The organism is Streptosporangium sp. 'caverna', from assembly GCF_003203775.1.
GTDB classification, from domain to species: domain Bacteria; phylum Actinomycetota; class Actinomycetes; order Streptosporangiales; family Streptosporangiaceae; genus Streptosporangium; species Streptosporangium subroseum.
This window is the reverse complement of sequence record NZ_CP029711.1, coordinates 8,910,324-8,935,469: the sequence shown is the minus strand read 5'-3', so window position 1 is coordinate 8,935,469 and position 25,146 is coordinate 8,910,324. Positions and strand designations below refer to the sequence as shown.

22 protein-coding genes are annotated in these 25,146 nt (G+C 70.0%); 8 read left to right on the top strand and 14 right to left on the bottom strand.

The genetic code is table 11. The annotated features are described in order from the left end of the window. Positions 1-15: 15 nt before the first annotated feature. Together erm and DKM19_RS52645 are read right to left on the bottom strand one after the other, a co-directional pair. Positions 16-750 (bottom strand): ErmE/ErmH/ErmO/ErmR family 23S rRNA (adenine(2058)-N(6))-methyltransferase, encoded by a 735-nt coding sequence (gene erm, locus DKM19_RS38365; RefSeq protein ID WP_369990676.1) that lies wholly within the window; start codon positions 748-750, stop codon positions 16-18. 194 nt (positions 751-944) lie between these two features. Further along, positions 945-1,067 (bottom strand): hypothetical protein, encoded by a 123-nt coding sequence (locus DKM19_RS52645; RefSeq protein ID WP_255415460.1) that lies wholly within the window; start codon positions 1,065-1,067, stop codon positions 945-947. A 166-nt stretch (positions 1,068-1,233) separates the two neighbouring features. Between DKM19_RS52645 and DKM19_RS38360 the strand changes: the two genes are divergently transcribed. Continuing rightward, positions 1,234-2,046 carry an aldo/keto reductase gene (locus tag DKM19_RS38360; protein WP_110702652.1) on the top strand — a complete coding sequence of 271 codons (813 nt, stop codon included), beginning with the start codon at positions 1,234-1,236 and terminating at the stop codon, positions 2,044-2,046. A gap of 304 nt (positions 2,047-2,350) precedes the next feature. Beyond that, complete coding sequence (locus DKM19_RS38355) at positions 2,351-2,926, top strand: Pycsar system effector family protein (RefSeq protein ID WP_110702651.1); 576 nt, start codon at positions 2,351-2,353, stop codon at positions 2,924-2,926. Positions 2,927-3,093: 167 nt separating this feature from the next. Here DKM19_RS38355 and DKM19_RS38350 read toward each other — a convergent pair whose 3' ends face one another. Next, a complete protein-coding gene (locus tag DKM19_RS38350) occupies positions 3,094-4,395 on the bottom strand; it encodes a GH1 family beta-glucosidase (RefSeq protein ID WP_110706288.1) in 1,302 nt (433 codons plus the stop codon). 69 nt (positions 4,396-4,464) lie between these two features. Between DKM19_RS38350 and DKM19_RS38345 the strand changes: the two genes are divergently transcribed. The 3 genes from DKM19_RS38345 to DKM19_RS38335 all read left to right on the top strand — a co-directional run bounded on the left by DKM19_RS38345 (position 4,465) and on the right by DKM19_RS38335 (position 7,239). Beyond that, positions 4,465-5,121, top strand: coding sequence for a TetR/AcrR family transcriptional regulator (locus tag DKM19_RS38345; protein WP_110702650.1), 657 nt, complete (start codon positions 4,465-4,467; stop codon positions 5,119-5,121). A gap of 217 nt (positions 5,122-5,338) precedes the next feature. Then, complete coding sequence (locus DKM19_RS38340; RefSeq protein ID WP_239513815.1) at positions 5,339-5,695, top strand: MerR family transcriptional regulator; 357 nt, start codon at positions 5,339-5,341, stop codon at positions 5,693-5,695. 77 nt (positions 5,696-5,772) lie between these two features. Continuing rightward, positions 5,773-7,239, top strand: a complete 1,467-nt coding sequence (locus DKM19_RS38335) for a penicillin-binding protein 2 (RefSeq protein ID WP_110702648.1) — start codon at positions 5,773-5,775, stop codon at positions 7,237-7,239. 108 nt (positions 7,240-7,347) lie between these two features. Here the strand turns inward: DKM19_RS38335 and DKM19_RS38330 are convergent, their stop codons facing one another. Further along, positions 7,348-9,282 (bottom strand): ABC transporter ATP-binding protein, encoded by a 1,935-nt coding sequence (locus tag DKM19_RS38330; protein WP_110702647.1) that lies wholly within the window; start codon positions 9,280-9,282, stop codon positions 7,348-7,350. A 358-nt stretch (positions 9,283-9,640) separates the two neighbouring features. Between DKM19_RS38330 and DKM19_RS38325 the strand changes: the two genes are divergently transcribed. Next, a complete protein-coding gene (locus tag DKM19_RS38325; RefSeq protein ID WP_110702646.1) occupies positions 9,641-12,115 on the top strand; it encodes a tetratricopeptide repeat protein in 2,475 nt (824 codons plus the stop codon). Positions 12,116-12,918: 803 nt separating this feature from the next. Beyond that, positions 12,919-13,695, top strand: a complete 777-nt coding sequence (locus tag DKM19_RS38320) for an AMP-binding protein (protein ID WP_110702645.1) — start codon at positions 12,919-12,921, stop codon at positions 13,693-13,695. 273 nt (positions 13,696-13,968) lie between these two features. Here DKM19_RS38320 and DKM19_RS38315 read toward each other — a convergent pair whose 3' ends face one another. Continuing rightward, positions 13,969-14,955, bottom strand: a complete 987-nt coding sequence (locus tag DKM19_RS38315) for a winged helix-turn-helix domain-containing protein (protein WP_110702644.1) — start codon at positions 14,953-14,955, stop codon at positions 13,969-13,971. Positions 14,956-15,021: 66 nt separating this feature from the next. Here DKM19_RS38315 and DKM19_RS38310 point away from each other — a divergent pair, with 66 nt between their 5' ends. Next, positions 15,022-16,290: an MFS transporter gene (locus tag DKM19_RS38310; RefSeq protein WP_110706287.1), complete on the top strand. Its 1,269-nt coding sequence runs from the start codon at positions 15,022-15,024 to the stop codon at positions 16,288-16,290. A 182-nt stretch (positions 16,291-16,472) separates the two neighbouring features. Here DKM19_RS38310 and DKM19_RS38305 read toward each other — a convergent pair whose 3' ends face one another. The 9 genes from DKM19_RS38305 to DKM19_RS38265 form a co-directional block, all read right to left on the bottom strand. Then, entirely contained in the window at positions 16,473-17,084 is a 612-nt protein-coding gene (locus DKM19_RS38305) for an NADPH-dependent F420 reductase (RefSeq protein WP_110702643.1), read from the bottom strand. A gap of 81 nt (positions 17,085-17,165) precedes the next feature. Continuing rightward, positions 17,166-17,564, bottom strand: a complete 399-nt coding sequence (locus DKM19_RS38300) for a glutaredoxin domain-containing protein (protein WP_239513814.1) — start codon at positions 17,562-17,564, stop codon at positions 17,166-17,168. A gap of 161 nt (positions 17,565-17,725) precedes the next feature. Beyond that, positions 17,726-18,718, bottom strand: coding sequence for a LacI family DNA-binding transcriptional regulator (locus DKM19_RS38295; RefSeq protein ID WP_239513813.1), 993 nt, complete (start codon positions 18,716-18,718; stop codon positions 17,726-17,728). Positions 18,719-18,774: 56 nt separating this feature from the next. After that, positions 18,775-19,578, bottom strand: coding sequence for an IclR family transcriptional regulator C-terminal domain-containing protein (locus DKM19_RS38290; RefSeq protein WP_110702641.1), 804 nt, complete (start codon positions 19,576-19,578; stop codon positions 18,775-18,777). Then, positions 19,562-19,960 (bottom strand): 4-carboxymuconolactone decarboxylase, encoded by a 399-nt coding sequence (gene pcaC, locus DKM19_RS38285; RefSeq protein ID WP_089208803.1) that lies wholly within the window; start codon positions 19,958-19,960, stop codon positions 19,562-19,564. Before pcaC ends, DKM19_RS38290 begins: the two co-directional genes overlap by 17 nt. Before the next feature lie 3 nt (positions 19,961-19,963). After that, entirely contained in the window at positions 19,964-21,298 is a 1,335-nt protein-coding gene (gene pcaB, locus DKM19_RS38280; protein WP_110706285.1) for a 3-carboxy-cis,cis-muconate cycloisomerase, read from the bottom strand. A 51-nt stretch (positions 21,299-21,349) separates the two neighbouring features. Then, on the bottom strand, positions 21,350-22,531 hold the full coding sequence (locus DKM19_RS38275; protein WP_110702640.1) for a thiolase family protein: 1,182 nt from the start codon (positions 22,529-22,531) through the stop codon (positions 21,350-21,352). Between the two features lie 196 nt (positions 22,532-22,727). Next, a complete protein-coding gene (locus DKM19_RS38270) occupies positions 22,728-23,450 on the bottom strand; it encodes a CoA-transferase subunit beta (RefSeq protein ID WP_110706284.1) in 723 nt (240 codons plus the stop codon). A gap of 35 nt (positions 23,451-23,485) precedes the next feature. Next, on the bottom strand, positions 23,486-24,313 hold the full coding sequence (locus DKM19_RS38265) for a CoA transferase subunit A (RefSeq protein WP_369986912.1): 828 nt from the start codon (positions 24,311-24,313) through the stop codon (positions 23,486-23,488). Positions 24,314-25,146 lie beyond the last annotated feature (833 nt).

The window sequence follows — 25,146 nt, the reverse complement described above, 5'->3', positions numbered from 1 at the left end:
GTCCCGGGCGGCGGGTCAGTGGAGCAGCTCGAAGAGCGTCAGCCACCGTTCCGGGTGGACAAACGCCACCACCGTGTCGCGATCCACGCGTGCGTCCGCGAACGCGGCGTCGACCTGGCGGGCCGGATACCGCATCCGCAGTGAGGCGTGCAGCGAGCCGCCCAGGCCGGTGAAGCCGTACTCGACGAACTCGCGCCAGGTGGTGTCCCACTCCGCGGGCAGCAGCGGGACGGGCCGGGACTCGATCCGCAGGATCGCCGAATCGACCGCCGGCACCGGCCGGAAGCTCTCGCGGCCGATGCGGCCGACCAGCTCCCAGGAGTGGCCGGGCCACGTCAGCACGGTCAGCCTGCTCCAGCGGCCGAAGTCGCCGGAGCGCTTGCGTGCGTACTCCAGCTGGGTGACCAGCGTCGCCGAGGTGAGCGCGGGCGCGCGCAGGCACCAGCCGACGATCCCGGACGTGATCGAGTAGGGGATGTTCCCGGCGACCGCGAACGGCTCGCGTGGAGCCCGCGCGGTCAGGAAGTCACCTCTGACCACCTCGATCCGGTCGTCGTCGCGGGTGCGGGCGTTGAGCCTGCCCGCCGGAAGCGGGTCGATCTCGTAGGCCACGACCCTGGCGCAGCTCTCCGCGAGAGCGAGGGTGAGGACCCCCTCTCCCGCGCCCGGTTCCAGGACCAGCCCGTGCGGTCCGGCCGCCTTGGCCACCTGGTGGACGGCGTACGGATCGACGAGGAGGTTCTGGGACAGGACACGCCTGGCCCGGTCGCGGTCACTGAGACCGCCCCTGTTCTTGACCTGCTTCTGGGTATGTGAATGGTTTCCGTGTGCGAATGAGCGCGCCACAGCTGTAGCCCTTTCGGGTCCGAGAGGAATGAGGTCTCGGAGGCCCTGGGCACACGCATCGGGGACGCATGGGAAAACGGAAAAAGGGTGATGCGTCCCTAGCGGGCCAGAGCCTGGCTGCCGCGGGGACGGATCACGTAGCCCACCATCGAGGAGGCGAAGAACGAGCACATGGTTTCAACCGTACGGCCCACCCCGTCGCCGTACAACGGATTTTCCACCCGCGTGTCCCGCCCGACACGCGTCTCATGTTTTGGTATTCCCGATGCTCACGTGTTGGAATTGTGGAAGTCCGAGAAAAATGCGTATCCGCAGTTGGCTCGCACCGCTCGCGGTTGATTCGGGCCGTTGGGGGGCGGTTCGCGGCCGCTCAGGGAGGGATCACAGATGACCACTCTGAACAACGACGTGTCCATGCCGGAGCTGGGTTTCGGCGTATTCCAGGTGCCCCCGGCGGAGACCGCCCAGGCGGTGACCAGGGCGCTCGAAACGGGATATCGGAGCATCGACACCGCCAGGGCCTACGGCAACGAGCGGGGTGTGGGTGAGGCGCTGGCCGCCTCCGGTCTGCCCCGTGACGAGGTGTTCGTCACCACCAAGTTGTGGAACAGCGACCAGGGTTACGACTCGACCCTCGCGGCCTTCGACGCGAGCATGGCGGATCTGCGCCTGGACCGGCTCGATCTGTATCTCATTCACTGGCCCGCACCGGCCAAGAACCTGTATGCCGAGACCTGGAAGGCGATGCAGCAGCTCTACACCGACGGCCGTGTCCGTGCCATCGGCGTGTCCAACTTCCAGCCCGCCCACCTGACGCGCCTCATGGACGACGGGGGCATCGTCCCGGCGGTCAACCAGATCGAGCTCCACCCCGCCCTGCAACAGGCCGAGTTGCGTGAGTTCCACGCCGACCACGGCATCGCCACGGAGTCGTGGAGCCCACTGGCCCAGGGCGCCGTGCTCAAGGATCCGGTGATCGTCGCCATCGCCGAGAAGTACGGCAAGACTCCGGCCCAGGTCGTCCTGCGCTGGCACCTCGATCTGGGGAACATCGTGATCCCCAAGTCGGTCACCCCATCACGGATCAGGGAGAACATCGACATCTTCGACTTCGCCCTGACCGAGGGTGACATCGCGGAGATCGCCCGTCTGGACAGAGGCACTCGCACCGGTCCGGACCCCGACACCTTCAACGGCTGAGTGCGCCCGGGCGGCTGATCCCGCCGGGTCGCGGCGCCGGGGTCTGTCCGCCGCCGGATGCCACGCCGGGATCGATTCACCGTCGGATTGCCACGCCGGGATCGATTCACCATTCGGGTCGGCCTTATCTCGATATCCGGCCCGCGAAGTCGTGGAATGGCGGCCGAAAGAGTCGGGATGGCGCTTTGGTGAGGCGTTCTGCCGGCTCATGTCACGCCCGCGGAGCCGGTGTTCGTCTTCGGGTCCGTCTCCGTGTGCGTAAATGTACATTCAGCTCTCTGATCGACGATCTTAAGCTGTATTCATGACGTTGTTGGAGAACCTTTTCAGGTCGGTTCGGGAGTCCAGTTCTAATTCAACGGAGAAAGCCGAAGGCGAGTCGTTCGAACTGCTGCTCGCGCTTCTCGCCGAAGCCCGTGCCGAGATCGGCCGTGCCGACCAGAAGGCGGCGATTCTCCTGGCCGCCATCGGTGTGGCGGCCGGCGCGGTGATCGGCGGGTCGCTCGGCGGACGGTGGGGGCCGGGCAGTATCCCCGACGCGGTGGAATGGCTCTGGTGGGCCGGGGTGGGATTATGCTCTCTCGCTGTCCTCTGTCTTGGCCGGGCGATTTACCCGCGTTCTGCGAGCATGGCCGTGCGGGTGGCACCCACTCGTGCCTATCTCCGTGATTTCACCGAACGGGCGATTTCCGGAATTGAGAGAAGAGGCCTGAGCGGGGAGGCCCGCGAGAACCTCGACCTCCTGGGTGGGCAGGTTCGCCGGCTGGGTGTCATCGTCGATATGAAGTACACGCTTATCCGCCGCGGAATGCTCGTCCTGCTTGGCGCGCTGTTCTGCTGCGTCGGTTCGGTCGTCGTCGGATGGCTGCTCTCGGCGTAGGGCGCCGAGGCCGGCGGGCCGTGCGATCCGCGGGGGCGGATGTCCAGGCAGGCGGGATCGGCGGGGTCCGTTCTCGGTCTCGTGAGATCCGTTGTGCGAGTCGGTGGGCGGGGTCCGTTCTCGGTCTCGTGAGATCCGTTGCGTGAGCCGGTGGGCGGGGCCCGTTCTCAACCTTGCGATATCCGTTGTGCGAGCCAGTGATAGGACGCCTTCGGGGTGCGTGTCCCAGTGGCGAAGTCGACGTGTACCAGGCCGAAGCGCTGGTTGTAGCCCTCGGCCCACTCGAAGTTGTCCAGCAGGGACCAGACGTAGTAGCCGTGCACGTCGACCCCCTCGGCCCCGGCTTTCTCCACGGCCTTGATGTGGCCGTCGAGGTAGGCGATCCTGGCCTGGTCGTCGACCGTTCCATCAGGGCCGACGTCGTCGGGCTGGGAGCAGCCGTTCTCGGTGACGTAGACCGGGGGGAGGGCGTCGCCGTAGCGCGCCTTGAGGCCGACCAGAAGTTCGCGCAGGCCGTCGGGGACGACGGGCCAGCCGAAGGCGGTGGTGGGATAGCCGGTGATACCGGCGTCCTCGAAGGGAAGGCCTTCGCCGGTGGGGGCGGTGATCCGGGTGGGGTTGTAGTAGTTGACGCCGATGCCGTCGAGGCGGGTGCCGATCAGGTCGAGGTCGCCGTCCTTGACGCAGTCGAGGCTCACCCCATACGCCGATAAATCCGGATAAGTGCCGAGAAGTACCGGATCGTTGAACAGGCGGTTGTGGAGGGTGTCGTAGGCGTCGGCGGCGGCCAGGTCGGCGGGGTCCGCGGAGGCGGGCCAGACCGGCGTGCAGTTGTTGGTGATCAGCACCTTCTCCGCGCCCCGCGCCCTGAGTTCCCGTACGGCGAGGCCGTGCCCGAGCAGCTGGTGATGGGCCGCCGGAAGCGCGTCCAGGACCAGGGCCCTGCCGGGGGCGTGGTTGCCCAGCGCGTAGCCGTACACCATGTGGATGAAGGGTTCGTTCAGCGTGATCCACATGGGGATCCGGTCGGCGAGCCGGTCGGCCACGATGGCGGCGTACTCGGCGAAGCGGTAGGAGGTGTCGCGGTTCAACCAGCCGCCCTCGTCCTCCAGGGCCTGGGGCAGGTCCCAGTGGAACAGCGTGGCCGCGGCGGTGATGCCCTTCTCGCAGAGCGCGTCCGTCAGCCGGTCGTAGAAGTCCAGGCCCGCCGGGTTGGCCTCGCCCCTGCCGTCGGGCTGGATCCGCGGCCAGGCGATGGAGAAGCGGTAGGAGTTCACCCCGAGATCGCTCATCAGCGCGACGTCCTCGGGCCAGCGGTGGTAGTGATCGCAGGCCACGTCCCCGGTGTCCCCGCCGCGCACCCTGCCGGGCTCGCGGGTGAAGGTGTCCCAGATCGAGACGCCCCGGCCGTCCTCGGCGACGGCACCCTCGATCTGGTAGGACGCGGTAGCCGTACCCCACAGGAACATCCCGACCTCCACATGCGTGAGTGTGGCTCATGTTAACCCGGGTAGGCCCGCGTGGTGGATGATGGAGTGATGACGAACGCTTCCGGAGGAACGCTGCGCCGTCGTCCCGCTCAGCGCCGCAGCCTTGAACGGGTTGAGCGCATGCTGGACGAGTGCGCGCGACTGCTGGACGAGGTCGGCTACGAGGCACTGACCACCAAGGAGGTCGCGCGCCGCGCAGAGGTGCCCATCGGCACCTTCTACCAGTTCTTCTCCGACAAGCACGGACTGGTGCGCGCGCTGGCGTTACGCAACCTGGAGGCGTTCCTCAACCGGATCATCGGCAGGCTGGGGAGCACGCAGCTGTCGGACTGGACCGAGATGGTGGATCTCTCGATCGACGAGTTCGTCGCGATGAAGCGGTCGACGCCGGGATTCGCCGTCGTCGACTTCGGAGAGGTGCTCGTCGCACCGGGCGGTCCGGCGCTCAAGGGAACCGAGCGGATGCTCGACGCCGCGCTGGAGAACAACGTCATCGTGGCCGACCGGCTCCGCGGGATCACGGTGGAGATGCTCGGCGTCCCGATCGGGCCGGATCTGGACCGGGCGCTGGTCGTCGCGGTCGAGGCCGCCGACGCGGTGCTCAAGCTCGCCTTCCGCTCCCGGTTCGACGGCGACCCCGAGTTGATCGCCGAGTGCAAACACCTGGTCCGCCGCTACCTGTCCGCGCATCTGTCCCCGGAATGACGTCGGGTGCCTCGGGCTCTTACGGTCCCATGGTGGGCCGGGCGGTCCCGGAACGGCGGTGAGTGCCTCGGGCTCTTACGGTCCCATGGCGGGCCGGGCGGTCCCCGGAATGACGGCGAATGCCCGGAGGGCGGTGCCGGGCGTGTGCTCGCGCACTGCCGGAATCGCGTGACTTGACCTGAAGTGCACTCCAGGTGGGATGCTGCCAGATGTGAGTGTGTACACGCCAGGACAGGTAGTGGAGGAGACCGGCTTCAGCCTCGACACGCTGCGCTACTACGAGCGGATCGGCCTGCTGAAGTCCATCGGTCGCAACTCGGCCGGACAGCGTCGGTTCACCCAGGAGGACGTCGGCTGGCTCGGCATGGTCCGCTGCCTGCGCGACACCGGGATGCCGATCGTGGAGATGATCCGGTTCGCGGAGCTGACCCGTGCGGGCGAGCACACGGTACGCGAGCGGATCGCGTTGCTCGAAGCCCATGACCAGCGGGTACGGGCCCAGGTCGACAACCTGCGCGAGAAACAGGCGGTGATCCGGAGCAAGATCGGATACTACCGTTCGGTGGTCGACTAGAAGCCGTACGGCTGCTTTGCCCGTGGGCGAGAGCCCCTTTTCGGTCCGGCTGTTAAACCGGTATCGGGAGAGGGGCCATGGTTGCACCACGCGCACGCCGGATCAACATCCCCCTGCGGCACGTCGCCCTGATGTGCGGAGGGATGCTGTTCGTGCTGCTCGCTCAGACGACCTACCTCCAGGGGATCGACGCCGAGCGGCTCAACGAGGATCCACGCAACCTGCGGACGATGATCGCGCGCTTCGAGAGCCCCAGGGGCAAGATCCTGCTCCACGACGGCACGGTCATCGCGACCAGCCGGGTGGCCGGGGGCAGCAGGTACAGATACCGGCGGTTCTATCCCAACGGCCCGCTCTACGCGGCGGTGACCGGATACGTCTCGCTCTACAGCGCCGGCGGCATCGAGCAGGCGGAGGACGCCGTGCTGTCCGGGAGCGACCCCCGGGTGAAGGTGCGCGGGCTGGTGGACGGCACCCGGGTCGGCGCCACGCTCAGGCTCACCGTGGACCGGCGGGCGCAGCGGGCCGCCTACGAGGGACTGCGCGACACGGGACTGCCCGGCGCCGCCGTCGCGATCGACCCGAAGACCGGCGAGATCCTGGCCATGGTGTCCTTCCCCTCCTACGACCCGAACGCCTACACGACCTTCAACACCGTCAAGCTCGGCAGGGTGGACAAGCGATTGCAGGACGATCCCGGCAACCCGCTGCTGAACCGGACGATCCAGCAGAACTATCCGCCCGGGTCCACCTTCAAAGTCGTCACCTCGGCGGCGGCGCTCAGCTCGGGAAAGTACGATCCGAACACCCCTGTCAGTGCGCCCACCTCCTTCCGCCTTCCCGGCACGAACACCTACCTGCGCAACTTCGGGGGCGCCTCCTGCGGTGACGGCAACCCCCCGCTGCTGTACGCGTTCAAGCTCTCGTGCAACACGCCGTTCGCGAAGATCGGCACTGCTCTCGGCCAGGACGCGCTGCGCGAGCAGGCCGAGGCGTTCGGGTTCGGCACAGACGACCTGGCCGTTCCCATGCCGGTCGCCAGAAGCGTGTATCCGTCGGGGATGGACGAGGCGCAGACCGCGCTGTCGGCGCTGGGCCAGTTCAACGACCGGGTCACCCCGCTCATGATCGCGATGATGGCGGCGGCGGTCGCCAACGACGGCGTGCTGATGCGTCCCCACCTCGTGCGGGAGGTCCGGCTCTCCGACGGCAGGGTGATCGACGAGACCGAACTGTCGCAGTATCGACAGGTGCTCAGCGCGAGCGTGGCCGAGCGGCTCACCCAGATGATGGTCGCCGTCACCGAACCGGGCGGCACCGGCACCGCCGCCGCCATCCCGGGAACCACGGTCGCCGCGAAGAGCGGCACCGCCGAGAACGTCGCCTCCCAGCAGGACCACGCGGTCTTCACCAGTTTCGCCCCGGCGTACGATCCCCAGGTGGCCGTGGGGGTCCTGGTGGAGCGCGGCGGGCAGGGCGGGCAGGTGGCGGCTCCCATAGCGAAGGCCATCATGGAAGCCGTGCTGAACGATCAGACGGAGTAGGGCGGGCTCCGCGGATCACGAAGGCCATCATGCGGATCGTGCCGGACGATCAGGCGGAGGGCGGGCTCCGCGGATCGCAAAAGCCCTCATGCGGGCCGTACGGGATGATCAGGCGGAGTAGGCGGCGGCCTGCAGGTTGTAGAGGTCGGCGTAGAGGCCGTTGAGCTCTATGAGCTGGTCATGGGTGCCGTGCTCGGTGACCTTGCCGTGGTCCAGGACGTAGATCCGGTCCGCGTAGCGGACGCTGGCCAGCCGGTGGGTGATCAACAGGACGGTACGGCCGTCGGCGTGCTGCCGGATGCGGGTGAAGAGGGCGTCCTCGGCCCGGGCGTCGAGGGCGGCCGTGGGCTCGTCACAGATCAGCAGCGGGGCGTCGCGGTGGAAGCCGCGGGCGACGGCGATCCGCTGCCACTGGCCGCCGGACAGCTCGTGGCCGTCCTTGAAGCGCCGGTCGAGCAGGGTGTTGTAGCCGTGGGGCAGCTCGGCGACGACCTGGTCGGCGCCCGCGACCTCGGCCGCCGAGATCAGGGCGCTCTCGCCCTTGTCGGTGCCCATGCTGATGTTGTCCCTGGCTTTCAGCGGCCAGCGCGTGTGGTCCTGGGCGATGACCGCGATGTGACGGCGGAGCTGGTCGGGGTCGACGTCGGCCAGATCGGTCTCGTCCCAGAGGACCCGCCCGCTGTCCGGTTCGTAGAGCCCGGAAAGGATCTTGGCCAGCGTGGTCTTGCCCGAGCCGTTCTCGCCGACAAGAGCGATCACCTCGCCCCGGTCGATGGTGATCGACATCCCCTGGAGCGCGGGAGCGCTGGAGCCGGGGTAGGTGAAGACGACGTCCTCGGCGGTGATCCGCTCGAATGTCTCTGGGGCCTTCTCCGGGCGCCCGGAGCCCAGCCGGCTCTCCGCGTCGGCACAGAAGTCGAGGAAGTCGGTGAAGTAGAGGCCCTCCTCGTAGAGGCGGTTGGTGGCGTACATCAGGTTGGCCAGGTAGGTCTGGCCCGAACGGATGGCCAGTACGGCGGTGCCCGCCACGGCCAGCGGCACCGCGCCCACGGCCAGCAGCACGCCCAGGGCGACGTAGACGACGGCCGTGCCGATCCCGCCGAGCGCCTCCCCGGCGATCTTCACGAACGTCTGCCGCCGCGCCAGGCTCAGCAGGATGGACTGCTCCGCCGTGGCCACCACGTCGTACATCCGCATCAGGAAGCTCCGCATGGTGAACGAGCGCACCTCGGCGGCCGCCTCGCGCTCCGCCAGCAGCTCCGCGATGATCCACTTACGGCGCATCGCGGGGATCAGCGCGTACATGGTGGTGTAGCGCATCCGCGCCGAGCGGATCGCGGCCCAGGCGTCGGGCAGCACGGCCAGCACCAGCAGTGGCAGCAGGATGGGGTGGAGCACCCCGAGCACGCCCGCCGCCGCGGCGATCCCGATGATCGCGGTCAGCACGTTGATGGTCGTGCCGACCACCACGTCCGCCATGGCCACCCCCCGCGCCCTGGCCCGCTGGAGCGCGTCGTGAAAGTCGGGGTCGTCGAAGGCCGCCAGGCTGACCTGGCTGGTGAGCCCGTACAGTCGTTCCTCGGCGATCCGGCTGACCTGCGGGTCCAGCCGGGACTGCGCCCAGCCCGCGCCTGCCTGGGTCAGCGTGCGCAGGGTGGCGGCCACGCCCACCATGATCAGACTGGGCAGGGCGTCCATGACCCGCTCCGGGGTCGGCCCCGCCGCGAACAGGGCCGACAGCACGCCGGTGGTGGCGAGCAGTCCGAACGCGGTGAACACCCCGGAGATCAGGCTCAGACTGATCGTGATGGTGGTGTCACGGGGGTCGGCCAGCCACGCCAGCCGTACGGCCTGCGACACCAGCGCGGGCAGCCGCCGGGCGATGGTCAGGAAGCTGACCCCCGTCATCTTGCCGACGTGGGCGTGCCACTCGGAGAGGCTGAGCTCGCCGAGCTCGGGAGCGGGCTCCGGGGGCTCGGAAGGTCCAGGGGGTTCGGAGGGTTCGGGGGGCTTGGAGGGGGCTTTCGGGGGAGTGTCGGGCATAGGAGCAGTGTGAATCGCCGTACCGACAATCCGCCATCGGATGGCCGGGGACGGACAGAGCGGGCCCGTCGGCGCGGATTGCCGCGAGCCGGAGCCGAATTCCGGGTGCGGTATCGCGAGGACTGGGGATGGTGGAGCTGGTTTCCGTGCGGGTTATCGCGGGGTCCGGAGATCCCCGGCACCGGTCTTTCTGTAAGGGCGGGGATGGTCGGGACGGGTCCGCATGGGGACTATCACGAAGGTATACCGGAGGCCGAGATGATCTCCGCATTAAAAAATAGGTCCAAGCCCGGGCATGCTTCGGTAATTGATGTCACACTTTCTGTGACGGTTCTACCCTCGACCTATTTAAGAGCCGATGACCCAGGACACCACACACGCTTCCGTTGCCCCCGGCAACCTCCCCCTCGAACCCAACGCTTTCGTGGGGCGGGAAGCCGACGTGGAAGAACTCATCGAGCTGCTGAGTGTGGCTCGGGTGGTGACCCTGTGCGGAGCGGGCGGCATCGGCAAGAGCAGGCTGGCCGTCCGGGTGGCCTCCCAGGTGGCGGAGGAGTTTCCCGAGGGCGTCTGGCTGGTGGAGCTGGCGGAGGCGGTGCGCGGTGACCTGATCGCACCCCGGGTGGCCGCCGTTCTCGGGGTGAAGCCCGAGCCGTCGCGCGCGCTGGCCGACACACTGATCGACGCGCTCGGCGACCGGCGTCTGCTGCTGGTCATCGACAACTGCGAGTCCCTCATCGAGGAGTCCGCCCTGTTCTGCCGGACGCTGCTCACCGTCTGCCCGCAGGTGCGCGTGCTCACCACCAGCCGGGAGCCGCTGCGGGTGGCGGGGGAGACCGTGTGGCGGGTGCCGCCGCTCTCCCTGCCCAGGAGCGGTGGCCAGGATCTCGGCACCAGCGAGGCGGTGCGGCTCTTCGTCGACCGCGCCACCGCGGCCTCGCGAGGTTTTGTCGTCACCGAGCAGAACGCCGGCGACGTCGTCGGCCTGTGCGAGGCGCTCGACGGGATGCCGCTCGCCATCGAGCTCGCCGCCGCGCTGTGCAGGGTGCTGACCGTGGAGCAGATCAACGCCCGCATCAGGGACCGGTTCCGGCTTCTGTCGGCGGGTGACAGGACGGCCCCGGCCAGGCAGCAGACGCTCAGGGCGACCGTCGACTGGAGCTATCAGCAGCTCAAGGAGCCCGAGCGGATCCTGCTGCGGCGGCTGGCGGTGTTCACCGGAGGATGGACGCTCGACATGGCCGAGCAGGTCTGCGCGGGCAACGGCCTGTGGGCCGAAGACGTCCTGGGGGTGCTCTGCGACCTGGTCGACAAGTCCCTGGTCCTGGCCGACGCGGAGGTGGCGGGCGAGACGCGTTACCGGATGCTGGAGACGATCCGCGAATACGCGGCCGAGCAGCTCGACGTCTCCGGCGAGGAGCCCGAGTTCCGGCGACGGCACCGGGATCACATGATCGACGTCGCCGCCCGGATCCATCAGATGATCGTCCGGCGGCCCCGCCCGACCTGGCCGGAGATCTGCCCGATGCTGGTCCTGCTGGACGAGCTGCACTCCAACGTCTGGGCGGCGGTGCGCTGGTCGGCCGAGGCGGACGACCCGGAGAACGCGCTGCGCCTCCTCGTCCTGCTGCGCTGGCCGATCATCGCCGGTGGCAGGTTCACCCCGGCCGACGAGTGGCTTGACCGGCTGCTCGACGTGGAGCCGACGGAGCTGACCCCGCGGGTGCGCGGTGACGCCCTCGCGCTGCGCGGGCAGGTGGCCTTCGGGCAGGGCGATCCCGACACCGCGCAGGTCGCCTGCACGGCCGCCGTCGAGCTCTGCCGCAAGACCGGCCTGAACGGACCGCTGAGCGGGGCGCTGGCCATCCTGGCCTGGGTGGCCATCTACCAGCGCCGGCCGGAGAGGGCCAGGTCTCTCCTGGACGAGGCGCTGGAGGCCGTGCGCACGGTCGACGATCCGTGGCACGAGACGGTGATCCGCTCCATGGAGGGGACGTTCGCGCTGTCGGAGGGGCGGGCCAAGGAGTCCCAGCGCTCCTTCGAGGCCGCGCTGGCCATCGCCCACGAGCTCGACAACCACTGGGCCGCCCCGGTCGCGCTCATCGGGCTGGCCCAGGTCGCCTGGCTCCGGGGCGACCTCGTGGAGGCGCGCGCCCACTACGAGCGGGCCCTCGACCTGCTCCAGGACATCACGGCCCACTGGCAGGCCATCACGTGCCTGTCAGGTCTGGGGAGGATCGCCCTGGTCCAGGGTGACCTCGCCACCGCCCGCGTCAGGCTGATCGAAAGTCTGAGGCTCTGCCTGGGCACGGGCCAGCGACTCGGCGTGGCCCGGCGGATCGAGACACTCGCGCAGCTCGCGCTGGCCGAGGAGGACGACCGCCGGGCGGTGCGCCTGGCGGGGGCCTCCGCGGCGATCAGGAGCGCGATGAGCGGCGCCGTGCTGCCGCCCGGTTTCGGCGCGCGGATGGAGGAGCTGCTCCAGCCCGCCCGCGTACGGCTCGGCGAGGCGCTGGTCGCCCAGCTGTGGGCGCACGGCCAGGAGATGTCCCAGGAGCAGGCGGTCCGTTACGCGCTGCAGTTCGACGAGCCGTCCGAGACGTCCCTGCTGCTCGGCAGGAACCCGGTCGTCGCCCCGCTCACCACGCTGACCTGCCGCGAGTGGGAGATCGCCGAGCTGATCGCCAGAGGCATGAGCAACAAGGCCATCGCCGACGATCTGGTGATCAGTCCCGCGACCGCGGCCCGGCATGTGGCCAACATCCTCGCCAAGCTCGGCTTCTCCTCCCGCACCCAGGTCGCCACCTGGGTCATCGAGCAGAACCGCTCCTGAGACGTCCCGGCCGTCCGCCCCGCGCATCCGCCTTCCGCGGCCGCGCCGTGCGTGCCCGCCGTACGGGTCCGGCGTATGCGCTCGCCGTACGTGCCTGCGGTACGGGTTCGGCGCGAAAGAGGGCCGAAAGGGGATCGAACGGTCGCCGGCGCGATGGAAGGCGTACCGCCCGGGCGGAGAGGACGCGCCTGGGGCAGGGAACGTCTACACATCGGAACTACATATCGGCGGTCACGGAGATACATCTCGGTATACGCAGTCCGGAGCATGTGCCGGGCCCACCGCTGGCCATACGTTTTCCTGGTGTTCGACCGATGACGTCCAGCCCTCCGCGGACTGCCGACCATGAAGGTGGTCCGTATGAGGGCTCACACCATCCCGGGTGTCTCGGCCGAGCATGAGGGAGCGTCGCGTGTCCCTCCTGACGGCCGAGGTCTCCTCGGAGGGGTGGGGACTTGGGGCCATGGGCCACGCGACAGCGGGCTCGAGCCGCGCAGGGCTCGAGCCCGCCCGTCCCCTGGGCGTCGTTCCCTGAAACCCTGTATTTGCCCGGAACCCCTCATCCCCGAGCCCATTCCTGCCTGGAACTCGCGTTGTGTGAAACCCACTCCTTGAATGTCTTTAAACCCTCTCTCTTCGAAGATTTCTGCCTAGAATCCGATTCTCCGCAAAGCGCGGTCCCTTCTCGAAACCCATGCCTCCCCCGAAAGGTCGCGCTACCTGGAGGTACGACCTTGAATACACAGTCATCTACATACATTTGTCGATGCCCGAGAGAAGAGGCTGACTCTACTGTCAGCGAAATGAGACCGACCCCCCAGTCCATCCAGTGCACTGTGACCGAGGCGGTGTTCGGTTGCGCACACGGGCGGGGTGATCGGCCCGCGCTGATCGATCTCGGCGCCGGAGTGGTGTACGGCTATCGCCGGCTGGCCGGCGAGGTGACGCGGGGGGCCTCCGGCCTGGTCAGACGGGGGGCAAGGCGGCGCCAGGTGGCGGGAATCCACGTGGACAACGCCGCCGCCCAGACCCTGGCGGTGCACACCGTCATCGCGGCGGGCGGCGTGGCGGCGCCCATCGTCCCCGAGAGCGGTGAGATGGCCGAGCTGCTGGTCGAGTGGGACGCGCGGCTGCTCATCACCACTCCTCGCCTCGCGGAGTCGTCACTGCAGGCCGCCGAGGACTCCCGGGTCCGGCAGGTGATCGCGTTCGGACCGGCCCGTGACACCGTCGACTTCGCCGACCTGCTGCTGCTCGAATCCGTCCCGCTGCCGCTCCTCGACCCGGCCGTTCAGCCCGCGCTGCTGACCGAGGACGGGGGCGTGCTCACCCACCAGGATCTGATCATGCGGATGCACGCCCTCGACAGGCTCGCCGCGCTGGAGAAGTCGGACGTCCTCCTGGTGACCTGGCCCCTGGTGTGCAGCCTCGCCATGACGACCCTGATCGGGCTGGCGCTGATGCACGGCGCCCTGGTCGTCGTGGCCCCCGGCCTCTCGCCCGCCGAGCTGTCGGCGACCATCCAGGACTTCGGCATCACCGTCATGGCTCTGTCCGACGGCTCCATCCAGCGCGTGTAGGCACCGAGACACGGGGTCTCATGGCCGGAGCCTCTTCGGCATCACCGTCATGGCTCTGTCCGACGGCTCCATCCAGCGCGTGTAGGCGTCGAGACACGGGGTCTCATGGCCGGAGCCCCTTCGGCATCACCGTCATGGCCCTGTCCGACGGCTCCATCCAGCGCGTATGGGCGTCGACACACGGGGTCTCATGGCCGGAGCCCCTCCGGCATCCCCGTCAGGGCTCCGTCCGACGGCTTCACCCCGCATGTGCGGGCGTCGACGCACGCGGTCTCATGGCCGGAGTCCCGAGGGGTCGACCAGGGAGTCGCCCAGTGCCGTGCGGTGATACAGGACACCGCGACCGGTGCGGCTCCCGGTGACCAGACCCGCTCTGCGCAGGGCGGAGATGTGGCCGCCCACGGTCCCGAGACCCAGCTCAAGCAGGCTGACGAGCTGGGTGGTGGTCGCCGGGGTCGCCAGCTCCAGCAGGACCAGGGTCCTGGTCCTGCCGATCAGCCCGGCCAGGCCGTCCGGCGTCTCGTGGGGAATGCCGGTGCCCCGGGCCGGATAGCTGATCGCGTACGGCCAGCGGTCCTCCAGATAGGAGCCCACCCCCGCGGGGAACACGGTCGGCACGAAGAGCAGCCCGCGTCCGTCGAGCCGATGGGTCTCGTCCGGACTCTTCGCACGCACCTCGATGACGCCGTCGGGACGCCACCGGATCCGCGGGTTGAGATCGTCGAGCGCCGCCGCCCAGCCGTAGGTCGCCAGGCGGCCCGCCCGGTGAACCACGTCCCGCTCCAGGATGGCGTGGAAGCGCGGCCACGCGGGGGCGACGATCTCCTCCCACATCGCCCTGATGGCCTCGGCGAACAGCTCCACGACGTCGGGGGAGAACAGCACGTCCCTGACGGACTCACTGGGACGCGGCATCCCCTCCAGGTTTTTGGCGATCTCGTCGTGTGCCTGCGCCACCGGAGTGGCGCGCACCACCGCGAGTTCCGTCTCGAACGGGCTGTTCACCCCGATCGGCGGCGGCGCGGGGAAGTCGGCGTTGTAGTGCCTGTCACGGAACAGCGTCACCAGGGCACCCAGCCCCGGGTGCGTGAGCAGCAGCCTCTCGTACGGTCCCCGCATCCGGCCCGCCCACGCCTGCCACTCTCCGGCCTCCTTCTTCCCGGACAGGATCCAGAGCGCGTGCTTGGTCACGATGAGCGGGGAGATGGCGAACCTGCTGGCCATGACGTCCTGCGGAGTGACCTCGATGCGGTAGACCATCTGACGACCTTTCGGATATATCCGAAAGCTTAGCCAGCCGTTCCGGGCGCCTCCAGCATCGTGCTCATGACCACACAAGAGCGCGGTGCGACCTACACGGAGGTCTTCGCGAACCGGGAGTTCCGGGTCCTGTTCGGAAGCTTCGCCCTTCTCGTGGCCGGTGACCAGGTCAAGATGCTGGCCCTGTCGGCACTGGTCTACGCGCGGACCGGCTCGCCGGGCCTGTCGGCGGCGACGTACACGCTGGGCTTCCTGCCCTACATCGTCGGCGGGACGTTCCTGCTCTCGCTGGCCGACCGGATCCGGCCGCGCATACTGATGATCGTCGGTGAGCTGCTCAGGGTGGTGACCTGCCTGCTGATGGCCTTCGCCGGGTTGCCCGTCTGGGCGCTGCTCGCGCTGGTTCTGGTCACCGGGCTGTTCTCACCGGTCTTCGGGGCGGCCCGCAGCGCCCTCCTGCCCGATCTGCTGCCGGGTGACGCGTTCGTGCTGGGCAGGTCCGTGCTGTCCATGACGGCCGCCGGGTCGCAGATCGGCGGGCTGGCCGTGGGCGGCGGCATTCTCGCCGCCGCCGGTCCCGCGGGGGCGCTGACCGTCACCGCCGCGCTGTCCGCGGTGGCCGTCGTGGTGCTGCGCTTCGGCCTGCCCGACTTCCCCGCCCGGAGCGCGAAGGCCGGTGACTTCCCCGTCCCGGGTGCGGGGGAAGGCCTTTCCGCCGGAAGCGTGGAGACTGAGGGCTCTCCCGCCCGGGTCGTGGGAGGCGGTGCCGTACGGGAGACCCTGAGAGTCAACCGGACCCTGATGGTGGACGCGCGGGTGCGCGGCCTGCTCCTCGCACAGTGGCTGCCGATATCGTTCGTGACGGGCGCCGAGGCGATGCTGGTCCCCTATCTGGGAGGCACCGCGGGGATCGCGCTCGCCGCCTCGTCCGTGGGCCTGGCGGCCGGAAACCTCGCCGTCGGCCGGTTGGTCTCGCCCGCCGGCAGGGAGCGGCTGGCGTTGCCGCTCGCGGTGGCGGCGGGCGTTCCCCTGCTCGTGTTCGTCGTCCAACCGGTGTTCTGGGGGGCCGCGCTGCTCATGCTGCTCGCGACGGCGGGGAGTTCCTACGAGCTCGGGTTGCAGCGAAGGTTCGTGGAGGCGGTGGCCGAGCCGTTCAGGGGCCAGGCCTTCGGCCTGTCCTCGGCGGGGATGATGACGGGCCAGGCGCTGGGCGCGGCCCTGGTGGGCGGGGCCGCCGAGCTGACCTCCCCGCACATGGCGATAGTCCTCGCAGGCGTCGCGATCATTCTCTGCTCCCTCGCCCTGCACAGATCTCTACGGCCGGAGCCCTCCTGACGGGCTCCTCGACCGCCCGACGGCATGCGATTCGCCGCGCGCTCTGTCGGGCGGTCGTGGCCGTCGAGGCTCCCCGGTGGGCCGGCAAGGCGGTGTGGCCCTGGCCGATGCCGGCGACACCGGCCAGGATGAGAGGGCCCTGCGCGTGCTGAGAGTCGGCCCTCGGATCCTGAGGGGCGCCGTCAGCCCTGCTTGAGCAGGTGCAGAGACGACAGGGAACCGCCCAGCTGCATCAGGCGTCCGCCGGTGCGCAGGTCGCCCACGTTGACCGGGGCGAATCCCAGCCCGTCCGCCCACTCCGCGAAGGCGGCCGCCGCGGCGGCGTCGTCACCGGCCAGGAACAGCACCCGGCGGCCCGCCTCGTGCCGGGGGTCGGCCGCGATGTGCTGGGCGTAGAGCGTGTTGAACGCCTTGATCACATGGGCGCCGGGGGCCAGACCGGCCACGACCTCGCTGCCGGTCTGGCCGCCCAGGTCGGCGACCTCGAACTCGGGCGGTCCGGTGAGGAAGTGGTTGGTGGCGTCGATGAGGATGCGGCCGTCCCACGGCGGCAGGCCGGACAGGGCCTGCGGGATGTGCGGCCACGGTACGGCGAGCAGCACGGCGTCGGCCTGGGCCGCCTCGGCGATGGTGCCGGCGGACGCGCCGGGGCCGAGCTCGTGGATGAGCGGCTCAAGCGTCTCGGGCCCGCGACTGTTGCTGAGGGTGACCTTGTGGCCGACATTGAGCGCGTGCCGGGCGACGGCCTGGGCGATGGCTCCGGCGCCGATGACTCCGAAGGTTTCGATGCGCATGAAGAGTGCCTTTCGCTGTCACGGACGACCCTGGACAGGGTGGTGCCGACTCTCATCCCCTGGAGACTCTCCAGGAAACGATCATCTATCCCCGGCTTCGGTCGGCGGTGGTAGGCGCGAGGCATGCGTCTCAACCGCTTCCAGCAGCTGACTCTTCGACGGGTTCACCATGGCGTTTCCGGCCACGGTCACGGTCGGCACGGTCTCGTTCCCGCCCGCGACCGAGCGGACGAACGCCGCGGCCTCGGCATCTCTCCAGATGTTCACCTCGACGTACTGCAGCCGCGTGAAGCGCAGACGTGTGCGCAGCCTCATGCAGTACTTGCAGCCGGGCCGCCAGTAAATGACCACGCCTTCGCGATCCGCCTGCGTGAGCGACGTTCTGGACCGGCCCCTGCGGGGCAGGTTCGCAACGATCATCCATATCGCGTAGAGGACGAGAAAGGCGATCGCGATCGTGGAAAGGACGTCAGGAATCACTTAAGTGAATATATGGGAGAAACGCCCCGAGGCTCTGGATCGCCGGTCGTGGGCACCTCCCTGCCGGCTCTCCTCGCCGGATCCTTCCCGGCCACCTGAAGTCTCACGTCGTACGATCGTGATCGCCGCGGAGCCGGAGGCGCCGGGACCTCGCGCCGTGCTCACGAAGGCCGGAGCTCTCCCGATCCGCGGGGGATGAGACGGGTCGGCAGCTCGATGCGCTCGGGGGTGCCCAGCTCACCGGCGAGGCGGCGGAAGAGCAGCTCGGCCGCGGTGCTGCCGAGTCTCACCGGGTCCTGGGCCACCACGGTCACGGCGGGCACCAGCAGGTCGGCCAGTTCGAAGTCGTCGAAGGCGACCATGGCCAGGCGGTGTCCCGTGCGCAGCACGGCCACGGTGATCCGGCTGTTGCCGGTGAACACCGCTGTGGGCGGGTCGTCGAGGGAGAGCATCCCGGTCAGCGCGGTTCCGGCCTGCTCCGCGGGACCCGTGGCGACCAGGGACTCGTCGTAGGGGAGACCCGCGTCCCGGAGGGCGTGGCGGTAGCCGTACAGGCGCTCGGTGGCGGTGAAGATGGACGCGCTGTCGCCGACGTAGGCGATGCGCCGGTGGCCGTGCCGGATCAGGTGGGTCACCCCCGTGCGCGCGCCGCCGGAGTTGTCGGACAGCACGGTGTCCACGTCCAGCCCGCCGGGCCGGTCGGCGAAGACGGCGGCGATGCCCGCGTCGAGTTCGGGCAGCAGGTATTCGTGGTCGGACCCGGTCGGCACGATGATCAGACCGTCCACCCGCCGGGAGCAGAAGGTCAGGACCAGCCCCCGCTCGCGCTCGGGCTCCTTTCCCGTGGAGCCGCTCAGCACCAGGGAACCGTGCCGGAGTGCCACGTCCTCGACCGCGCGGCTGATCCCGGAGTAGAACGGGTCGGCCACGTCCTCGATCACCAGGCCGATGCTCGCCGTCCGGCCCTTGCGGAGCACCCGGGCACTCTCGTTGCGCCGGTAGCCGAGCCGTTCGATGGCGGCCACGACCCGCGCGGCCGTGGCGGCGTTGACTCCCGGCTCCTCGTTGACGACCCGGGAGACGGTCTTGAGCGCCACCTCGGCCGCCGCCGCGACGTCCTTCATGGTGGGACGCCCGCGCGCACTGTCTGTCACGGGTCGATCATTTCTCAGTATCGGCTCGTCGACAACGTTGTCATCATTCCGGTGCGTCAACGGGAGAGCGCGGTGCCGGCCGTACCCATCGAATGGAGGTCCGCCTCCACCCGCGCGGCCGCGGCGAGCAGCGGCGGCAGCAGGTCGCGGCGGGCCGACTCGACGGTCGTACGGCTCGCGTGGGAGGAGATGTTCATCGCGGCGGTCACCCGCCCCGAACGCTCCCGCAGGGGCACGGCGATCGAGCGCAGTCCCTCTTCCAGCTCCTGGTCGACCATCGCCCAGCCCTGGGAGCGGATCCTGTCGAGCTCGGTCCGGAGGACGGAGGGCGACGTGACGGTGTGGGAGGTCAGCCTGCGCAGCTCGGCGTGTTCCAGGTAGGCGTCGAGGTCGTCCGAGGGCATCCAGGCCAGCAGCACCCTGCCCATCGAGGTGCAGTGGGCCGGGAAGCGGGTGCCGATGTTGATGGTCACCCGCATGATCCGGCTGGTGGCCACCCGGGCCACGTAGACGACGTCCTCGCCGTCGAGCACGGCCACGGACGCCGACTCGTGCACCTCGGCGACGAGCCGTTCGAGATGCGGCTCGGCGACCTCGGGCAGGGAGAGGCTGGACAGGTAGGCGTAACCCAGGTCCAGCACGCGCGGGGAGAGCGCGAACAGCCGCCCGTCGGTCCTGACGTAGCCGAGGTCGACGAGCGTCAGCAGGAACCGCCGGGCCGCCGCGCGGGTCAGATCGGTCGCGCGGGCGACCTCGCTGAGCGTGAGTTCGGGGCTGGTCGCGCTGAACGCCCTGATGACGGAGAGCCCGCGGGCCAGGGACTGCACGTGGTCGGAGCCACGATCAACCGGTTCGACCATTCCGGTCCTCCTCATTCCGGTCGAACTCTAGCGCCGCCTGCGCCACCGCGAACGCCCGATTGGCCGCCGGCACGCCCGCGTAGATCGCGGTCTGCAGCAGCACCTCCTTGATCTCGTCCTCGGTGAGGCCGATGCGGCGTGCCGCCCGCACGTGCATGGCCAGCTCGTGTTCGTGCCCGAGCGCGGCCAGCATGGCGAGGGTGATGCAGCTGCGGGTCCGCCGGTCCAGGCCGGGGCGGGTCCAGATCTCCCCCCAGGCGTATTTGGTGATGAACTCCTGGAAGTCCGCGGTGAACGGCGTGGCGCCCGCGGCGGCGCGGTCCACGTGCTCATCGCTCAGTACGGCCCGGCGCGTCGCGTCTCCGGCCTTCCACACGTCCATCTTTCAGCTCCTTGTTGCGTTCGGGTGGGCGTCGAGCGCTCGGTCGACGAAGGTCAGGGCGGAGCCGAGGTAGGCCGCCGGGTCCAGGGCGGCGTCGATCTCCTCCGGGGTCAGGTCCACGCCGGGGTCCGCGAGCAGGGTCTCCCGCAGCGGCAGGCCCTCGTCGGCCGCGCGGGCGCAGACGGCGTCCACCAGCCCCCGGGCCTGTGACGTGCCGCCGAGCCGGGCCACGACGTGCTCGGCCATCATCAGCCCTCGCGTCGCGTCGAGGTTGGCGCGCATCCGCGAGGCGTCCACGGTCAGGCCCTCCAGCACCTCGCGGAGCCAGGAGGCGGCGCTGCCCGTGAGCCGGAGCAGCTCGCCCAGCGTCTCCCACTCGGCCTGCCAGGGGCCGGCCGCGCGTTCGTGCTCCTGGAGCATGCCGCCGAGCACCGAGGCCACCAGCCCGGGGACGCGCTGGACGCAGGCGAGCACGGACATCGCGCCCACCGGATTGCGCTTGTGCGGCATGGCGCTGGAGTTGCCGCGGCCGGGCGCCGTGGGCTCGGCCGCCTCTCCCACCTCGGTCTGGGCCAGCAGCTTCACATCGGTCGCGATCTTGCCGAGCGTCCCGGAGGCCATGCCGAGGGCGCAGGCCAGCCGGGCCACCGGAGTCCTGTCGGTGTGCCAGGGGATGACCGGGTCGGCCAGGCCGAGCTCGGCCGCGAGGCGCGGGAGGACCTCGTGGCCCCGGTCGCCCAGGACGGACAGGGTGCCCGCCGCTCCGCCGTACTGGACGGGCAGCCGCAACTCCGACAGGCCGGCCCGCGCGTGGTCCAGCGCGCTCATCCAGCCCGCGGCCTTGAGCCCGAAGGTGACGGGCACGGCGTGCTGCAGGACCGTGCGCCCGGCCATGACGGTGCCGCGGTGCTCGCCGGCCAGCCGCGCGCACGCGTCGGCGCAGGCGGACAGGTCGGCCAGGATCGGCACCAGGGCGCGGCGGGCGATCAGCATCGACGCCGTGTCGTTGATGTCCTGACTGGTGGCGCCGTAGTGCACGAACCGCCGAAGCTCGGGCTTGACCCGCTCGCGCAGGGCGGCGACGAGGGGGATCACGGGGTTTCCCGACTGAGCCGCGGCGCCGCCCAGCTCCGCGATGTCGAAGGACTCGGGCCGGCAGGCGTCCTTCACCTCGGCGGCCACCTCGGCGGGGACCAGGCCGATCGCCGCCTGGGCGCCTGCCAGCGCGGCCTCGACGTCCAGCATCGCGGCCAGCCACGCCGCGTCCGACATCTCGGGCGCGGCCCCACCCCTGGCGAACGTCCCGGAGAACAGCCCACCGGTCGTCGAAGCGGCCATGCTCATCTCCGAATAGCTCGCGTTTTCCAAGGAGGACAGCCTGTCACGCGATCAGGACCCGGTTCCCTCAAGGACGACCGCGAGTCCCTGGCCCACCCCGATGCAGATGGCGGCCAGTCCGTACCCGCCGCCCCTGCGGCGCAGCTCGTGGGCGAGGGCGCCCAGGATGCGCGCGCCCGAGGAGCCGAGCGGATGGCCGAGGGCGATCGCGCCGCCGTTGACGTTGACGATCTCGGGATCGAGGTCGGGCCACTCGGCCAGGCAGGCCAGGGACTGGGCGGCGAAGGCCTCGTTGAGCTCGACCGCGCGCAGGTCGGACCAGGTGATGCCCGCGCGCTTGAGCGCCGTGCGGGCGGCTTCGACCGGTCCGATGCCGAACAGCTGCGGCTCGATGCCGACCACCGCGCGGGCCACGATCCTGGCCAGAGGAGCGTGGCCGGACCGGGCGGCGCCCGCCTCGTCGCCGATGAGCAGGGCACTGGCGCCGTCGTTGAGCGGGGAGGAGTTGCCCGCGGTGACGGTGCCACCGGAACGGAAGACCGGCTTCAGCTTGGCGAGGGACTCCGCGCTGGAGTCGGCCCTGACGGACTCGTCGTGGTCGAGGGCGTCGAGCGGGACCACCTCGTCGCCGAAGACGCCGCGCTCCCAGGCCGCGGCCGCGAGCCGATGGCTGCGCAGGGCGAACCGGTCCTGGGCCTCGCGGCTGATCTCGTAGCGTTCCGCCAGGATCTCCGCGCACTCGCCCAGGGGGATCGTCCACTCGGCGGGCATGCGGGGATTGACCATGCGCCAGCCGAGGGACGTGTCGTGCAGGGTCTGCGGTCCCCGGTCGAAGCCGCGCGCCGGTTTGGGCATCACCCAGGGCGCCCGGCTCATCGACTCCGAACCGCCGGCGATCACCAGGGACGCGTCTCCCACGGCCACGGCGCGCGAGGCGGCGATCGCCGCCTCCAGGCCGGAACCGCAGAGCCGGTTGACGGTCGTGCCCGGCACCGTCACCGGCAGCCCGGCGAGCAGGACGGCCATCCGCGCGACGTCGCGGTTGTCCTCGCCCGCGCCGTTGGCCGCGCCGAAGAACACGTCCTCGATCGCGGCGGGGTCGAGATCGGGGGAGCGGTCCGCCAGCGCGCGGACCACGTGCGCGGCCAGGTCGTCGGGGCGGACGCCCGACAGCGCCCCGCCGTACCGGCCGATGGGCGTGCGGACCGCGTCGAGGACGAAGACGTCGTTCATGATCTGAAACTCCTGTCCGACGGGTGCCGGTGTCTCGCGAACCTCGTGACCGGGAGAGAGGCCGTGAGAAAGACGGGGCGCCGTCTCACGGTCGCTTCGGGACGAGGCCGTTCCGTGGTCGCTTCGGGATTCGACCGGATGAGGGTCACCTTGGAGCGAGGTCGCACGATGGCTTCGGGGTGAGGCCGTTCCATGGTCATTTCCCGGTAAGCTTGCGCAGGGCGGCGAGCTCGTCGGGGGTCGGGGGCTCGGTCTCGCGCAGGTCGGGGGCGGCGGCCAGCTCCCAGCCGGTGGCGGCGCGGGCCTGGTCGAGGGTGACGCCGGGATGCAGGTGGGTGAGGACCAGCTCGCAGCCGACCGGGTCGGGCTCCAGGATCCCCAGGTCGGTGATGACCGTACGGGGGCCGCTGCCCCGCAGGCCGAGGCGTTCCCTGTCGCCCGGTCCGGAGCCGAAGCCGACCGAGGTGACGAAGTCCACGCGCTCGACGAACGCGCGGCGGCTCTGCCGTACGATCACCGTCACCTCGCGGCAGGAGGCGGCGATCTCGGGAGCCCCGCCCGCGCCGGGCAGGCGGACCTTCGGGTCGTCGTACGGGCCGATCACGGTCGTGTTGATGTTGCCGAACCGGTCGATCTGGGCGGCGCCGAGGAAGCCGACGTCGATGCGGCCCGGCTGGAGCCAGTAGTTGAAGATCTCCGGCACGCTGACGACGGCGTCGGCGGTCTCGGCCAGCACGCCGTCCCCGATCGACAGGGGCGGCTGGTCGGGCTTGGCGCCGATGGTCCCGGACTCGTAGATGAGGACGAGGTCGGGGGCGTTCGTACGGCGGGCGAGGTTGGCCGCCGTGCTGGGCAGGCCGATGCCGACAAAACACGACTGGCCGTCGCGCAGCCGCCTGGCCGCCGCCACCGTCATCATCTCGTCGGAGGTGTAGCCGGTGCCGAGGTCGGTCGTCACAGCACGTTCTCCTTCATCCAGGCCACGAAGGTCTCGCGGTCGCGGCCGATCTCGTCCCAGGCGAGATAGAAGTCGTTGTCACGCGTGGAGTAACCGGCGCTGTAGGAGGGATGGGAACCTCCGGGGGCCTCGGACACGTGCGTGATCGCCCAGCCGGGCAGCACGATCGCGCCGGGGCGGGGCTCCAGCTCCTCGACCAGCTCCTCCACGGTGACCAGCGAGCGCCGGGCCGACAGAACGGCCTCCTTCTGCACGCCGGTGATCCCCCAGAGCTGCACGTTGCCCCGCCGGTCGGCGCGTTGCGCGTGCACGACGGCGACGTCGGGGTTGATCGCGGGGACGGCGGTGAGCTCCTCGCCGGTGAACGGGCAGGTGATCGGCTTGATGTTGGGGGTGTGCGCGGGCAGGTCGGTGCCCCGGTAGCCGCGCAGCACCGCGAAGGGCAGTCCCGAGGCTCCGGCGACGTAGGCGTTGGCGATGCCCGCGTGGCTGTGCTCCTCGATCTCCAGCGGAGCGGGCCAGCTGTTCTGCACCGCGTCACGGAAGCGGTGCAGCGAGCCCACCCCGGGGTTTCCGCCCCAGGAGAAGACCAGTTTCCGGGCGCAGCCCATTCCGATCATCTGGTCGTAGAGCAGATCCGGGGTCATCCTGATCAGGGTGAGGTCGCGGCGGCCCTGCCGGATGATCTCGTGTCCGGCCGCGTACGGGATCAGGTGGGTGAAACCCTCCATCGCCACGCTGTCACCGTCGTGCACGAGCTCGGCCACCGCTTCGGCGAGTGGAACCACCGTGGCCATCGGGCTCCCTTCCCATGTGTTCGTCATGCGAACGAACGTTCTTTGAACGAACATACTTACTCATCGTCCGGGCGGTCAACTTTTTGATCATGATTCCTTGACATACCCGATATTCGCGGCGTAACTTCCGCGTTACATGTCGTTCGTTCGAAGAATCATTGTGCGTATGACGAACACAACTCCCTAACGTCTCCCCCGGGAGGTCCTGTGCGTCGTCCCATAACCGCCCCACCGAGTGGCAGGGAGGGGCGCGCGGATATCGCGGGTGACACGGATGGCGCCGATGCCGCGGGTGTCATGGACGGCACGGATGCCGCCGTGCCCGCCGCGCCGCCGCGGATTGTCCGGCCCACCGCCGTGGCGCTCGTCGCCGACGACCCGGCCGAGGTTCACCGCAGCTCCGTCGACCTGGCCTTCGTCGCTTCCCCCGCCGCCGTCCGCGCCCGCCTCGCCGTCACGCTGCCCGCCCGTTCCACCGCCGTGCCGCGCCTTCCCGCACGCGCCGCCCGTCCCGCCGGCGCCGGGGGAGGCGCCGCGGGCCGTGCACGTCCTGCGCGAGCCGGCCGTACGGCTCGCGCCCGAGACCGTGGTCGTGGAGGAGGCCCCGTCCTCTCGGCCGGACCCACACCGCCTGACCCCGGCGCGACGCCCCCTGGGCTTCCTCTCGGCGGCGATGGGCGGGCTCGGATTCGCGATCGCCGGGTTGCCCGGCGCGACGGGTGGAGGCCTACCCCGAACCGGTCGACGTGCTCGACGAGGTGATCCCGGGGCTCGCGGAGCGAGGTGAGCCCCTGCTGCTCGACGTGGCGGTCGTTCCCGACACGGATTTTCAACCCTGACAGATTGAGAGAAGGAACCGT

Excerpts from the sequence above, each read along its gene's own strand:
- DKM19_RS38315 (WP_110702644.1), bottom strand. The coding sequence starts at position 14,955 with ATGGTCTACCGCATCGAGGTCACTCCGCAGGACGTCATGGCCAGCAGG.
- DKM19_RS38310 (WP_110706287.1), top strand. The coding sequence starts at position 15,022 with ATGACCACACAAGAGCGCGGTGCGACCTACACGGAGGTCTTCGCGAAC.
- pcaB (WP_110706285.1), bottom strand. The coding sequence starts at position 21,298 with ATGGCCGCTTCGACGACCGGTGGGCTGTTCTCCGGGACGTTCGCCAGG.
- DKM19_RS38265 (WP_369986912.1), bottom strand. The coding sequence starts at position 24,313 with ATGACGAACACATGGGAAGGGAGCCCGATGGCCACGGTGGTTCCACTC.
- DKM19_RS38355 (WP_110702651.1), top strand. The coding sequence starts at position 2,351 with ATGACGTTGTTGGAGAACCTTTTCAGGTCGGTTCGGGAGTCCAGTTCT.
- DKM19_RS38305 (WP_110702643.1), bottom strand. The coding sequence starts at position 17,084 with ATGCGCATCGAAACCTTCGGAGTCATCGGCGCCGGAGCCATCGCCCAG.
- DKM19_RS38360 (WP_110702652.1), top strand. The coding sequence starts at position 1,234 with ATGACCACTCTGAACAACGACGTGTCCATGCCGGAGCTGGGTTTCGGC.
- DKM19_RS38350 (WP_110706288.1), bottom strand. The coding sequence starts at position 4,395 with ATGTTCCTGTGGGGTACGGCTACCGCGTCCTACCAGATCGAGGGTGCC.
- DKM19_RS38325 (WP_110702646.1), top strand. The coding sequence starts at position 9,641 with ATGACCCAGGACACCACACACGCTTCCGTTGCCCCCGGCAACCTCCCC.
- DKM19_RS38290 (WP_110702641.1), bottom strand. The coding sequence starts at position 19,578 with ATGGTCGAACCGGTTGATCGTGGCTCCGACCACGTGCAGTCCCTGGCC.
- pcaC (WP_089208803.1), bottom strand. The coding sequence starts at position 19,960 with ATGGACGTGTGGAAGGCCGGAGACGCGACGCGCCGGGCCGTACTGAGC.
- DKM19_RS38345 (WP_110702650.1), top strand. The coding sequence starts at position 4,465 with ATGACGAACGCTTCCGGAGGAACGCTGCGCCGTCGTCCCGCTCAGCGC.
- DKM19_RS38275 (WP_110702640.1), bottom strand. The coding sequence starts at position 22,531 with ATGAACGACGTCTTCGTCCTCGACGCGGTCCGCACGCCCATCGGCCGG.
- DKM19_RS38270 (WP_110706284.1), bottom strand. The coding sequence starts at position 23,450 with ATGATGACGGTGGCGGCGGCCAGGCGGCTGCGCGACGGCCAGTCGTGT.
- DKM19_RS38320 (WP_110702645.1), top strand. The coding sequence starts at position 12,919 with ATGAGACCGACCCCCCAGTCCATCCAGTGCACTGTGACCGAGGCGGTG.
- DKM19_RS38335 (WP_110702648.1), top strand. The coding sequence starts at position 5,773 with ATGGTTGCACCACGCGCACGCCGGATCAACATCCCCCTGCGGCACGTC.
- DKM19_RS38330 (WP_110702647.1), bottom strand. The coding sequence starts at position 9,282 with ATGCCCGACACTCCCCCGAAAGCCCCCTCCAAGCCCCCCGAACCCTCC.